11 protein-coding genes are annotated in these 12937 nt (G+C 48.9%); 5 read left to right on the top strand and 6 right to left on the bottom strand.

The window, feature by feature from the left end; all coding sequences use genetic code 11:
• A complete protein-coding gene (locus JWG39_RS06535) occupies positions 1–1506 on the top strand; it encodes a complex I subunit 4 family protein (protein ID WP_205218576.1) in 1506 nt (501 codons plus the stop codon).
• Between the two features lie 20 nt (positions 1507–1526).
• Complete coding sequence (locus tag JWG39_RS06530; RefSeq protein WP_205218575.1) at positions 1527–2936, top strand: NADH-quinone oxidoreductase subunit N; 1410 nt, start codon at positions 1527–1529, stop codon at positions 2934–2936.
• Between the two features lie 78 nt (positions 2937–3014).
• Here the strand turns inward: JWG39_RS06530 and trhA are convergent, their stop codons facing one another.
• From trhA to JWG39_RS06515, 3 genes are all read right to left on the bottom strand, one after another.
• Positions 3015–3695 (bottom strand): PAQR family membrane homeostasis protein TrhA, encoded by a 681-nt coding sequence (gene trhA / locus JWG39_RS06525; protein WP_205218574.1) that lies wholly within the window; start codon positions 3693–3695, stop codon positions 3015–3017.
• Between the two features lie 503 nt (positions 3696–4198).
• The gene (locus JWG39_RS06520) at positions 4199–4726 is read right to left on the bottom strand and encodes an acyloxyacyl hydrolase (protein ID WP_205218573.1); all 528 of its coding nucleotides are present in this window, start codon (positions 4724–4726) and stop codon (positions 4199–4201) included.
• 381 nt (positions 4727–5107) lie between these two features.
• A complete protein-coding gene (locus JWG39_RS06515) occupies positions 5108–5674 on the bottom strand; it encodes a flavodoxin family protein (protein ID WP_205218572.1) in 567 nt (188 codons plus the stop codon).
• Positions 5675–5938: 264 nt separating this feature from the next.
• Here JWG39_RS06515 and JWG39_RS06510 point away from each other — a divergent pair, with 264 nt between their 5' ends.
• Positions 5939–6232 carry a hypothetical protein gene (locus JWG39_RS06510; RefSeq protein ID WP_205218571.1) on the top strand — a complete coding sequence of 98 codons (294 nt, stop codon included), beginning with the start codon at positions 5939–5941 and terminating at the stop codon, positions 6230–6232.
• Between the two features lie 28 nt (positions 6233–6260).
• Positions 6261–6407, top strand: coding sequence for a helix-hairpin-helix domain-containing protein (locus JWG39_RS06505; protein ID WP_205218570.1), 147 nt, complete (start codon positions 6261–6263; stop codon positions 6405–6407).
• 871 nt (positions 6408–7278) lie between these two features.
• Here the strand turns inward: JWG39_RS06505 and JWG39_RS06500 are convergent.
• The 3 genes from JWG39_RS06500 to JWG39_RS06490 all read right to left on the bottom strand — a co-directional run bounded on the left by JWG39_RS06500 (position 7279) and on the right by JWG39_RS06490 (position 11096).
• The gene (locus JWG39_RS06500; RefSeq protein WP_205218569.1) at positions 7279–8550 is read right to left on the bottom strand and encodes an O-acetylhomoserine aminocarboxypropyltransferase/cysteine synthase family protein; all 1272 of its coding nucleotides are present in this window, start codon (positions 8548–8550) and stop codon (positions 7279–7281) included.
• A gap of 2 nt (positions 8551–8552) precedes the next feature.
• On the bottom strand, positions 8553–9755 hold the full coding sequence (locus JWG39_RS06495; protein WP_205218568.1) for an amino acid aminotransferase: 1203 nt from the start codon (positions 9753–9755) through the stop codon (positions 8553–8555).
• A gap of 351 nt (positions 9756–10106) precedes the next feature.
• Positions 10107–11096: a potassium channel family protein gene (locus JWG39_RS06490; protein WP_205218567.1), complete on the bottom strand. Its 990-nt coding sequence runs from the start codon at positions 11094–11096 to the stop codon at positions 10107–10109.
• 166 nt (positions 11097–11262) lie between these two features.
• Between JWG39_RS06490 and JWG39_RS06485 the strand changes: the two genes are divergently transcribed.
• Entirely contained in the window at positions 11263–12654 is a 1392-nt protein-coding gene (locus JWG39_RS06485) for an aspartate kinase (RefSeq protein ID WP_205218566.1), read from the top strand.
• Positions 12655–12937: the final 283 nt, after the last annotated feature.

Genomic DNA, 12937 nt, shown 5'->3' with positions numbered 1-12937 from the left:
ATGTTTGAATCGGCCCTGACAGTGATGATTTTTCTGCCCATTGTGGCGGGCGCGCTGATATTGTTTTGCCCGGCGAAGGGGGCAGCCAGAATCACCGGCTTCTTCGTCTCCCTTATTGTGCTGATGATAGGCGTCCAGCTCTTCATCGACTTCGACGGCCAGGGGGGAATGCAGTTCGTATATAATACCCCATGGATTCCTTCCCTCGGCATCAACTTCGGCCTTGGAGTGGATGGCATCAGCCTGCTGGTCCTGTTGACCAGTGCTGTACTCTTTCCTCTCGTCTTCTGTGTACTGAAAGAGCAGAGCCGCGCCTTCTACGCCAACCTGCTTCTCTGCCAGGGGGCGATGCTGGGTGCTATCTGTGCCACAGACCTCGTTGTTTTCTACATATTCTGGGAAATTATGCTGGTGCCGATTTTCTTCACCATCGGCATCTACGGCGGCCCCCGACGTCTCGCGGCCACCATGAAGATCACCCTATACACGATCGCCGGTTCGCTTCTCATGCTGGTGGGCATCATCTATGTGGCAAACTGCTATCATCAGCAGTTCGGTGTGTGGACCTTTGACATGGCACGGCTTTCCGCCCTCAGTCTCAGCGGAGGTTTTGCTGGCTGGGCCTTCCTCATGTTCATGATTGCATTTGCCATTAAGATCCCGATATTCCCCTTCCACACCTGGCTGCCGGAAGCCTACACTGAGGCTCCACCGGCAACAAGTTTCGTGCTCTCGGCAATTATGGCTAAAATCGGGGTGTACGGGATGATCCGCTTTGTCCTGCCTTTCTTTGCCCTGGAATTTATATCCTGGGCAACCTTCTTCCTTGTCCTTGGTATTATCGGCATGATTTACTGCGGCATCGCAGCCATTGGACAGAAGGATATCAAGCGGATGCTGGCCTTCTGCTCCGCCTCTCACATGGGGATAATAGCCATCGGCATCTGTGCCATGAACGTACAGTCCCTGACCGGCTCACTTTTTCAGATAGCAGCTCACGCCACCAGTACCGGCGTTCTTTTCCTCTTTGTCGGGTTGATGGAAGAACGGCTGCAAACCCGTAATATCGACGCACTCGGGGGCCTCGCCTACCGCGCTCCGATCTTTGCTACCTTCTTTGCCGTGGCCATGCTCTCCTGCGTAGGCCTGCCCGGTACCAGCGGCTTCATAGGCGAGTTTTTGATCATCCTTGGAACGGTAAAATACAGCATGTTCCTTGGTCTGCTCACCGGTTTCACCCTTATTGTCGGAGTCTGCTATCTGTTGTGGATGTTCCAGCGGGTTTTTTACGAAAAAGAGAGCGAAACTTCTGCCCGTTTTACCGACCTGACAGTGGGCGAAGTCTTCAGCTTTCTGCCTGTGATGATCATCATCTTTGCGATGGGAATCTTTCCGCAGTTCTTTATCAGCAAAATTGAACCAGCGGTTCAACAGCAGATTGCCCAGCTCTATGCCCCTGCACAACAACAGGTGGTTGCCAATGAAATCAGCGTTACTGACAAATAATTAAGACAGGGGTAATTACCATGCATGATCTTGTTTCATTTCTACCGCTTGTCATCACCTGTACCGGAGCTCTCCTGCTCATGCTTTACGCCGTCTGTCCAAAAGCGGAACAGGAGAAGGCCTCGCTGATGAGCATGGGCTTTTTCGCGGTGGCATTCTTTGCCCAGCTGCTGGTGGTTTGCACCGTCAGCCGGCCACTCTTTCCGGAAACCTTTAACGGTATGCTCGGGGTCTCCGGCTTCACGAACGCCGCCTGTCTGATTGTCTACGCCTGTGGCTTCTTCACCACGCTGAGCAGTCACACCTATTTCCGGGAAAATCACTTTGCTACAGTCGAGTTCTACTCACTGCTGCTCTTCTCTGCCGTCGGCATGGTACTGCTCTCCATGGCCCGTGAACTGATCACAGCGTTCATCGCTCTGGAGATCATGTCACTGGCCATTTACGTCCTTGTCGGTTTCAACCGTGCCAGCTCCCGGTCTACTGAGGCAATTTTTAAATACCTTATCCTCGGAGCATTTTCCGGAGCATTTTTCTGCATGGGCACGGCGATGATCTATGGTGCGGCAGGTTCCACCCGCTTTGACAGCATTGCGGAATGGCTGGCCTTTAATCCGGCCACTACCCCGCTGATGCTCGGTGGTGCATTTTTCCTGTTGATCACCATTTTCTTTAAGATATCTGCCTTTCCTTTTCACGCCTGGGTGCTGGATGTCTATGACGGTTCCAGCAACCCGATAACCGGCTTCATGGCCACTGCCCTGAAGACTGCTGTCTTCGCAATGATAGCAAACTTTCTTGCCCTCAGCGGAAACCTGCATGATTCCTGGATCACCGGGCTTTTCTGGATCGCTGTATTTACCATGTTCGGCGGCAACCTGATCGCCATAGGTCAGGACAACGTCAAGCGGATGATCGCCGCTTCGGGGATCGTTCACTCCGGTTATCTGCTTATCGCTCTTGTCGCCATTAACAGTGAATACTTCAGCGGTGCCGTTATTGCCTACTACCTCGCTGCCTATTCAGTCGCAACGCTTGGCATGTTCGCTGCACTCTCCTGGCTTGGAGGAGAAGGAGAGAAACGGGTCACCTTCGATGACTTCAAAGGCCTTGCCAAACGGCAGCCGCTTGCTGCGGCGACCATTGCCGTCTTCCTCCTGAGCATGGCTGGAATTCCTCCCACAGCTGGTTTCATGGGGAAATTCTACATCATTACCTCCGCCATCAGTGCTGGCCAGATCGCACTTGGTGTACTTGGCATTATCTCCTCCATCATTTCCATGTGGTATTATCTGCGACTTATCGTCAGCATGTATTTCCACGATGCGGAAGAAGATTTCATCGTGGACGGAAGTTCACTGGCATCAATCTCCACCGTTGCTCTGGCAGTAGCTGTTTTTGCCATAGGCCTCTTCCCGCTGGTTCTCTGAGCAGGTAACTACAGCTGTACATAAAAAAGGGCCTCCGGCAATATGCCGGAGGCCCTTTTTTATTCCCGTTAAAAAAATCTATGCGCCAGTCCCGCGCAGAAGTGCCACCACAATGGCCCCATAAAAAAATCCCGCTGCAAGAACGGTCCCCGTATGGAAGACCTCATGGAAGCCAAACCATTCTGGAGAAGGGTTTGGCCGTTTGCACGCGTAGGCAACAGCCCCCAGCGAATAGAGCAAACCACCGCTGAGCATCAGTACAACTACCGCCCAGCCTCCACTCTTCCAGAACTGGTAAAGCCAGCCCATAGATATCCAGCCCATAATCAGGTATAGACTGACATAGAGTACACGAGGTGCTGTAAGCCAGAAAATACGGAAGAGCACACCAGCCAGTGCAACACTCCAGATAAGCCAGAGAAGCAGCAACCGCGAGTTCCCGCCAAGCAGAGCTGCAGCAAGAGGAGAATAAGTTCCAGCAATGAAAAGATTGATATTAGCGTGGTCAATGCGTCGCAGAGTAGCCTTCACCTTCGGCGACCAGTTGCCAAGGTGGTAGGCAGCACTGTTGCCGTAAAGCATGACAGAAGTGGCGAGATAAACGGCCACTGCCACGACCTCCGCAGACGTCGAGCACAATCTCAGCAAAATAACACCGCCAAGAATCGACAGGGGCAGTGCCCCCGCGTGAATCCAGCCTCGTAAATGCGGCTTCACAGGGAGTAAACCCTGATTTTTATCTTTTCTGATCTGTGTCATTAGAGTTCCTGTTTCTCAAAGAGTATCGACGTTGACAGTCCTCAGGGAACATCGAATAATCGCCCCTTTTCTTCAGTACAGTCAAAAATTTATCCTCCGACAAAGCGAGGAACGAGACGTCGAGATATCAATCATACCATTTACATTTTGTATTGACCAGAGAACGCAACTGCGTAAACATCTTTTTTGGCGATTAAGAATGGATAAACAGGCGACAAAAGACAAAGACAAAAAGGGAGAAAGGAGGCAGGAGGCAGGAGAAAGGAGAAAGCGAACAGCGGAAAAGCAATTTTTACCGCGAAGGACACGAAGAGTAAAGATATAACAACAACAGCAAAGCCCTGTTTAGAGCTTTCCTTTGGCAAAAAGTTTTTCGCTGTTCCGTCTTTTGCTTTTCCCTGTCTCCCGTCTCCTTTCTCCTGTCTCCCATCCCCCTGCCTTTAAATTCGCCAATAGAAAATGAAAATGGCATTTAGTACGGTCACAACTTAATAGGAATGGTGTTAGAAGTGAAACGCAGCAGCGATGCAGTTCATGTTCAAACTGGCATTGTGCTCGTAGATTCCAGCATTGGACTGATGATAATAATAGTATCCGATGCTGAATTGCTGCAGAACGACCTCAACGCCGAGTTTGGCGTTGAAAAAAAACGGGCCGCCAAGATCATGATCGATAAATTCCGTCTCTCCCGCCATCACACCAGCCCCAAACCCTGCAGTCAGCCGGAAAATATTGTCCAGCCAGAGATGAGCCTGAGGCATGACGCTGAAACGCCAGGTGGGATCCTCCTCAGATTCATCCTCATCAATCAGTGCACCTTCCATCTCCACACTGCTGGTCAACCGATATCCATAGACGGTAGTCAACCAGGGGAGTTCATGGTTCCAGCCAAGTGCATACTGCTCAATGTTGTTATCATTGTAAAAATTTTTCCCATAACTGAAGCCGATGCTGTCACTGCCAGCAAACACCGGGTGTACAGGAAGAATAAACAGTGCTGTAAAAAGTGACAGCAACAGGGATCTTGTCATTTTTATCTCCTTGTTGAGACTGCAAACCTGCAGTCTGATGGAAAAAAGAAAAACTCCAGCGAAGACGCCAGGTGGTTACAGAAACTTTTACCGGATAAAACCTCGCAAAAGCTGAAAATATAAACCATCAGGCTGATTTTACCAAAAAAAATACACTAAACATGTGAAAAAGGGCAATTTATATAGAGAAAATTTCGTGTATTTCGCTGACTATCCAGTCTTTGTCTTTTGCCTTCCCCTGTCTCCTGTCTCCCGTCTTTCTGCTTTAATCTTTATTCTCAAATTCTGTTGCTTTTCTTCGCGTTCTTCGCGTTCTTCGCGTTCTTCGCGGTAAAAAAATTGTCTTTCCGCCTTTTGTTTTTTCCAGCTTTCTGCCTCCTCTTATTCCGCGACCCCCCGCCCAAACAGCTCCGCTCGTTCCATCACCCCTTCCTGTTGCAGCACAGCCTTTTTCTCATCAACACCCCGAACAAGAAATTCCCCCGCGTATTCCATCTCCATGGCGTCAAAGATGTAACGGGTGGTGAGAATTGCCGATTCAAACAAACGCTCGCCCTTCGTTGCCGCAGTGGACACAAGATAGCCGCGGCGTCCCTCCCCCCGACGGAAGCGTTCCCGGCAGAGGTAGCGTCTCGCCCATTGTGCCTGCATGCGATCTCCAAAAATTTTTGCCTGGGCTGAAAGCCCATAGAAATAGATAGGGCTGACAAGAATAATGCGATCTGCACCATCACATTTTCCGTAGAGTAGTTCCATTTCGTCTTTAAGAATGCAGTGCCCCGTTTTACTGCAGCCACCACATGCCTGGCAGGGACGTATCTGTAAATCGTTGAGATACACCGACTCCACCTCCCCTCCGACCGCCTCTGCACCTCTCTTCACCGCCTCAGCCACCGTCTCACTGTTTCCCTCCCTTCTCGGACTGCCCAGTACTATGAGAATTTTCATCGCATCACCTTATTTTTTTATTAATCTTATACAAAAACCATTAAAATCATCTTTCATCATTTTTCATTCTAAATATTTCAGACAAAGTATTTTTGCGTCATAATCTATCAGGTTTTCTCTTTTTTATACCGCTTTATCAATACTTTATGACAATGCACGTGATCATGTTGACTTCGTTTTTTTACGCAGTATTGTAGTCTTCAGCAGCGGGGAAATCGCTCCCCACTGTGGAATAAAGCTAATTTTATAACCAGGAGATTTACCATGAAAAAAGTAACCGCTTTCGCCCTGTCCGTTCTTCTTCTCGCCTCTGTTTCCTTTGCCGTTGCTAAAGATACTGATTCCGAAGCTACCGATGCAATGGAAGTTGTTGCTCAACCTGTAGAAGTTATAGAAACTCAGGCAGTAGAAGCTGTAGACCAGTACGGTGACACTGTTGAAGATGTAGAAGCTGTAGACCAGGACGGTGACACTGTTGAAGACGTAGAAGCTGTAGACCAGTACGGTGACACTATTGAAGACGTAGAAGAAACCGTTGTTCCTGCTGAAGCGGAGTAAGACAGCGCTTCGCAGGGCTAAAGAACCTGTGAACGTCAACTCTGCAGATATAGAAACGCTGACCAGCATCCCCGAAATTGATGAGAAGCTGGCCGAAGCCATTGCAGAATATCGCAATGTAGAAGGTATGAGCAAGACTCTGTTGGAAGAAATCACGCCCCTGTTACAGATTTGATCGGAAGTAAAAATATAGAGTACCAATTCCAACCCCGTCGGATAATCCGACGGGGTTTTATTTTGAGGCTGTAAAATAAATTGTATCACAAGTAATACCATTTACACTTTATATTGACCAGAGAATGCAACTGCGTGGACATCTTTTTTGGCAATGACGAATGAGTAATAATTCGTGTTTATCCGTGTCCATTCGTGATTCCTTTTGCATTTTGTAACCACGAATGGACACGAATTTTCACGAACAGGGACAACACATTAAACGAAAACGTTTGTATCCGAAGTTAAGCCGTACAGTGCACCAGGATTATTAATCAACTTTGGGAGTTATCCGAAAGTCGATATTGAGTGTTTTGCGCTCTAATATTCCGTGCTTTCCGTAGTTCCTTTTGTCGTTTGTAACCATGAATGGATGAACAGGAGACAAAACGGGGTATAACTTAATAGGAATGGTATAATACCATTTACATTTTGTATTAACCAGAGAATGCAAGTAAAGATAGAACAACAGCAATTCTCTGTTTAATTTTAAAATATTTTTTAAAGTTTTTTGCCTTTATTCGCATGTTTAGAGTTTTCCTTTGGCAAAAAGTTTTTCGCTGTTCCGTCTTTTGCTTTCTCCTGTCTCCCATCCCCCTGCCTTTACATTCGCCAATAGAAAGTGAAAATGGCATTAAGTACGGTCACAACTTAATAGGAATGGTATAAGACTCTCTTGCTCGAAAGAGTTGCACCATCGGTGCAACTCTGATCAACTGACAGAAGTCAGTACTTAAAAAAAGGCCCCGTCGGAATATCCGACGGGGCCTTTTTTTATCTGCTAAACGGAAGTTGAACAGCCAGCCACAGAGAAGCGGCCAACTGACGCGAATTTAGACCTTCGCAAGGGCCTGATCAAAATCGGCAATAATATCATCGATATTCTCTATACCGACAGAGAGACGAATCAGGTCGGGAGTAACCCCCGCCGCACGCAACTCCTCTTCGGAGAGCTGGCGATGGGTCATACTGGCCGGATGGAGCACTGAGGTACGTACGTCAGCAACATGAACGACAATGGCGGCCAGTTTCAGCGCGTCCATCACCCGCTCCCCTTCTGCAGCCCCACCCTTCACCCCAAAGGTAAGAACACCACTGCAACCCGAAAGATACTTCTTCGCCCTTTCGTGGTGTTTATGACTGGGCAGACCGGGGTATTTGACCCATGCCACTTTCTCATGCGACTCAAGAAATTCCGCCATTTTCTGTGCGTTTTCACAGTGGCGGTCCATGCGAACATGCAATGTTTCGAGACCAAGATTGGAGAGCCACGCGTTCATCGGACTGAGATACGCTCCGGTATCACGGATCCACTGTACCCGCGCCTTAACGGCGTAGGCAGCTGCACCAAAGGTCTCTGTGTAAATAAGCCCATGATAACTCTCATCGGGCTCGGTCATCTCTGGATAACGACCGTTCTTCCAATTAAAATTACCACCGTCAACAATTACTCCACCCACACTGGTAGCATGGCCGTCGATATATTTGGTGGCGGAATGGGTAACAATATGCGCACCATGTTCCAGCGGGCGGCAGAGATACGGCGTGGCAAAGGTGTTGTCCACAATGAAAGGCATTCCAACCTCTTCTGCAAGGGCGGCAAACTTTTCGAAGTCGAGGACATCCATGCCCGGATTGGCGATGGTCTCGCCGAAGATACAGCGGGTATTAGGCCTGACAGCCTTACGCAACTCACTGAGCGGAGCCTCTGGATCCACCAGCGTTACCTCAATTCCCATCTTCTTCATGGTGTTGGTGAAGAGGGCAACGGTTCCACCGTAGAGCGCCGAAACAGCAAGGAAGTGATCCCCGGCAGTACATATATTGGCCACCGAGATCATACTGGCCGTCTGCCCCGATGCGGTTGCCAGCGCAGCCACGCCGCCCTCAAGAGCAGCCATCTTCTTTTCAAAGACGTCAACAGTGGGATTGCTGATACGCGAGTACATGTGCCCGGCAGCCTTGAGGTCAAAGAGATCAGCCACCGCCTGCGCCGTATCATAGCGATAGGTAGTGCTCTGGCATATCGGCATGACTCTGGTCTCACCGTTAGCCGGTTCCCATCCTGCCTGAACAGCGTTTGTTTCTATCTTCCAGTTATTCATCTTTATTTCTCCTGTTTGAGACCCTCTGCAATGGCATCGCAGACGTAGTCAATGTTGGAGGTAGTGAGACCAGCGAGATTGATACGACCGCTGCCTACCATATAAATTGCCTTCTCAGCCCTCAGCCATTCGACCATCTCTTTTGAAAGACCAGAAAAAGAGAACATTCCGCGCTGTCTGAGAATATAGGAAAAGTCCCGCTCCACACCGCGTTTTTCGAGCCCCTGCACTAATTGAGCCCGCATTTCCTTGATCCGGCGGCACATGCCATCAAGTTCCTCAACCCATTGACTGCGCAGCGCCTTGCTGGTCAGCACCGTTTTTACTACCAGCCCGCCGTGGGCTGGTGGATTAGAATAGAGAACCCGCACCACGGTCTTCAAGTGACTCATCGCCACCACGGCTTCCGCCTCACTCGGAGTAACAACAGTACATGCTCCTACCCGTTCTCTGTAAAGACCAAAATTTTTCGAGAAAGAACTGGAAACCACCATATCAAGACCACTCTCAGCGAAAGCGACAACTCCAACGCGGTCCTGCTCAAGACCCTCTCCGAGCCCCTGATACGCGAAGTCGAGAAAGGGAATCCATCCCGCTTTCTTCGCTACTTCAACCAGTTCTTTCCACTGCTCGGCACTCAGGTCAAATCCCGTGGGATTATGGCAGCAGGCATGCAACAGCACCACGTCACCACTCGGAACTCTGGCAAGACACTCCTTCATCGCGACGAAATCGACCCCTTTGGCATCGGCATCGTAATAGGGATACTCTTCCACAGCATAACCGGCGGCAGAAAAAACACTGCGGTGGTTCGTCCAGCTTGGATCGCTCAGCCATAACTTTGCGTCTTTGTTGAATTTTTTCAGCAGGTCAGCCCCCACCCGCAGGGCACCGGTCCCACCCGGAGCATGAGCTGTCACCGCACGCCTGCCGGAGATCACTTCACTGGATTCACCAAAGATCAGCTTCTGCACCTCGACACCGTAAACCGGTTCCCCGGGAATAGGCAGGTAGCTTTTGGTCTTCTCAGTTTCCAGCAGAATTAACTCAGCTGCTTTGACACAGCCAGGGATCGGTGTAATGCCAGTCTCGTCTTTATAGACACCGACACCAAGATTTACCTTGCCGGGACGGCTTTCCGCCTGAAAGGCCTCGGTCAGACCAAGAATTGCGTCGGCGGGGGCCGCCTCAATATTCTTCCACATTGTTGTCTCCAAAAAATCAATAAAATTAATATGTGTTAATAGTCTTGAATATAATAGTAAATTATACGTTTCTATAAATCCTTAAAGATCTTCGATAAAACCGAAGTTTAAAAGATTCTCCACGTATGTACTCGATAGACTCTACCGAGCTACAATATCCATGGCTGCTGTAGTACAACAGTTTACACGAATTATAGGGATTGCAGATTCCTTTTGCTTTCAATTTTCATTATGCATGTTTTATTTATAAATACAACCGTTTAAGATAGTATTCTTTTAGTAAAAGTATTCTTATAACGTTCTACTATATACTACATTACAAATGAATTTATACAATACATCGGAAATTATTCAGATTTCCTGACGCATTGCCATGAGTTTTTTCTTTTCACCGAGTACCACGATACGATCACCGGAATAAAATATTTCCTTCGCTTCAGGATTAAAAACCATCTCCCCATTGCGTCGTTTAATTGCAATAATAATAACTCCATAGTCCCGCCGCAGTCCACTTTCTACCAGAGTCTTACCGTGGATCGCTGAATTATCCCCAACCACCGCTTCCTCGAGCTGCAGTGCCATGTCATTATTCCCCATCGCATAGCTGAGAAAGTCGACCACCGTGGGCTTGTTGATAATCTCCGCCATCAGCTCCCCGCCAAGCTGATGAGGACTGACAACCCTCGATGCCCCGGCATAGATTAGTTTACTTTCATTGTTGTTGTTGTTGGCACGGGCGAGGATATAGAGATCGGAGCAGAGAACCCGCGCCGAAAGTGTAATAAAAACACTGTCCGCATCGGAGTTAAGGGTAGTGACAAGTCCGGCTGCCCGGATAATTCCAGCATTGAGAAGAAGCTCATCCTCAGTCGCATCACCCTCCAGATAGAGAATTCCCTTCGCAGCGAGTATGTCGATACGTTTCTCATCAAGCTCAATTACCACAAGAGGGGTGCCAGCGCTGAGCAGCTCATTCACCAGCACGGTGCCAGTGCGACCGTAACCGCAGATAATATAGTGATTGCTGAGTGCTGCAATCTGCTTTTCCAATTTACGCCTCCCGAGAATCATCCGCAACTCGCCTCCAACTACCACCCGCGCAATCTGGCCAAGGGTGAAACTGAGGAGACTGATGCCGGAGATGATAATGAAAATAGTCAACCAGCGACCGGCCATAGAGAGAGGCTTAACCTCTGAAAACCCCACAGTGGAGATGGTGATCAGAGTCATGTAGAAAGCCTCAAACAGAGGCATTCCCTCCCAGTACACGTAACCAAGGCTACCCAGTGTAACTATGGTCAGCAGGGATATCAGTGCGATACCCAGTTTAGAGTAATCCATATTTTCCGGGCTCCAAATAACGAAAGTGAAACACTTTATTTTACCATTATTGGATTGATTCTGCTACAAATTGCCGTAGAATAAAGCCGTTGCGGGTTTTTTGTCTTTGCGATAAAATGTTAAATTTTGTCATTACAAAGTATCACCTGAAAATAAGGAAACAATCATGACAGCACCAGGCCCTCTGCGGGTGGAAAAAATCGGTGGCACCACCATGTCCCGCTTTGATGAAGTTCTTCATAATGTCATCCTGCGTAATAAAGATGACATCTACAATCGAATCTATGTTGTCTCCGCCTACGGCGGGATTACCAACGAACTGCTTGAACACAAGAAGACAGGACAGCCGGGGATTTATCAGACCTTTATCCACGGAGAGCATTACGAACCGGCCATTGAGCGTCTGCAGAAAAAACTGCGCAGAATCAATCTGAATTTTGAGAAGATCGGTCTTGATGTCGAGATAGCCAACTCTTTTATCTGCGAGCGAATTGAAGAGACGGTGAAGATCCTGCGCAGCATGGACAATGTGCTCGGCTCTGGATATCTCACCAAGAACGAGGTCATGCCTGCGGCGCGGGAACTGCTTGCCTCCATAGGTGAAATGCACTCCGCCTTCAACTCCGCCAATATTCTGCAGAACCAGGGATATAATGCCACCTTTGTCGATCTCAGCGGCTGGCAGGACCGGGTGGAGCGCTCCATTGATGAGCGTATCGCCTGCACCTTCAAGTCTCTTGATCCCTCCACCACAATTTGTATCGCCACCGGCTACACCAAAGGGACAGAGGGGATCATGCGGGAATTTGACCGTGGCTACTCCGAGGTAACCTTCTCCAAGATTGCGGTACAGTTGAAGGCTGTGGAAGCGGTGATCCACAAAGAGTATCACCTCTGTTCCTGCGATCCGCTGATCATCGGCAAAGACAAGGTACATCCAGTGGGGCGAACCAACTACGATGTCGCCGACCAGCTCGCCGATGTAGGCATGGAGGCGATTCACCCCAAAGCCTCTAAACCGCTGGAGACGGCGGGGATCGCCATTCGCATGAAAAATGCCTTTGACCCTGACCACGCCGGAACACTGATCACCACCGACTTCATCTGCCCGAGCTCAAAAACCGAGATTATCACCGGCTCCGACAAGGTGACCTGTCTTGCGATACACGACACCCGCATGGTCGGCGAGGTAGGATTCGACATGAAGATCATGGAAGTGCTGCAACGCCACGGAGTCAGCTATATAAACAAAGCCACCAACGCCAACACCATCGATGTCATCATCTATGACAAAGACTGCAAAAAAAGCCTGCTCAACGAATTGCGCGCAATGTTTGAAGATGTCAACACCATGAAGGTGTCCATCGTCTGCGCCATCGGCTCCAACATTGCCAAACCAGGCATTCTGGCAAAAGCAGCGGCCGCCCTGGCCTCAGAGGATATCAACATTCTCTCGGTTTCTCAAACCTCACGCCAGACCAACATGCAGTTTACAGTGAAACGGGAGCAGTTTATCTCGGCACAGAAAGTGCTGCACCATGCGCTTTGTGTAGAATGAAAAAACAGAAATCCTTTCAGAAAATCCTCTCGGACAACGACGACATGTTCAGCTTAAAAAAATTCTCTTCATTTTTCTTTAAGAAAGGGAAGATCCGAGAGTGTTCTTCTTCCGTGGAGGAAGCGAATCTTCCTCCTCTGCCTCTCGCCTGAATCAGCGCCGACATCCTCTGTTGTATTGCCGCAGTGATATTTCGTTCATAGTGAACGAAATACAAGATTATTCAAGATACCCGTATGTAGTGATCATCTTCCTGCGGAACCTTCTCTTCTGGCGAACAAAA

Origin of the sequence: Desulforhopalus vacuolatus (assembly GCF_016918505.1) — a bacterium.
Classification (GTDB): Bacteria; Desulfobacterota; Desulfobulbia; order Desulfobulbales; family Desulfocapsaceae; genus Desulforhopalus; species Desulforhopalus vacuolatus.
This window is presented reverse-complemented; position numbering and strand designations above follow the sequence as displayed.

Coding starts and splice junctions, on each gene's coding strand:
- JWG39_RS06535 (WP_205218576.1), top strand. CDS start 1: ATGTTTGAATCGGCCCTGACAGTGATGATTTTTCTGCCCATTGTGGCG.
- JWG39_RS06530 (WP_205218575.1), top strand. CDS start 1,527: ATGCATGATCTTGTTTCATTTCTACCGCTTGTCATCACCTGTACCGGA.
- trhA (WP_205218574.1), bottom strand. CDS start 3,695: ATGACACAGATCAGAAAAGATAAAAATCAGGGTTTACTCCCTGTGAAG.
- JWG39_RS06520 (WP_205218573.1), bottom strand. CDS start 4,726: ATGACAAGATCCCTGTTGCTGTCACTTTTTACAGCACTGTTTATTCTT.
- JWG39_RS06515 (WP_205218572.1), bottom strand. CDS start 5,674: ATGAAAATTCTCATAGTACTGGGCAGTCCGAGAAGGGAGGGAAACAGT.
- JWG39_RS06510 (WP_205218571.1), top strand. CDS start 5,939: ATGAAAAAAGTAACCGCTTTCGCCCTGTCCGTTCTTCTTCTCGCCTCT.
- JWG39_RS06500 (WP_205218569.1), bottom strand. CDS start 8,550: ATGAATAACTGGAAGATAGAAACAAACGCTGTTCAGGCAGGATGGGAA.
- JWG39_RS06495 (WP_205218568.1), bottom strand. CDS start 9,755: ATGTGGAAGAATATTGAGGCGGCCCCCGCCGACGCAATTCTTGGTCTG.
- JWG39_RS06490 (WP_205218567.1), bottom strand. CDS start 11,096: ATGGATTACTCTAAACTGGGTATCGCACTGATATCCCTGCTGACCATA.
- JWG39_RS06485 (WP_205218566.1), top strand. CDS start 11,263: ATGACAGCACCAGGCCCTCTGCGGGTGGAAAAAATCGGTGGCACCACC.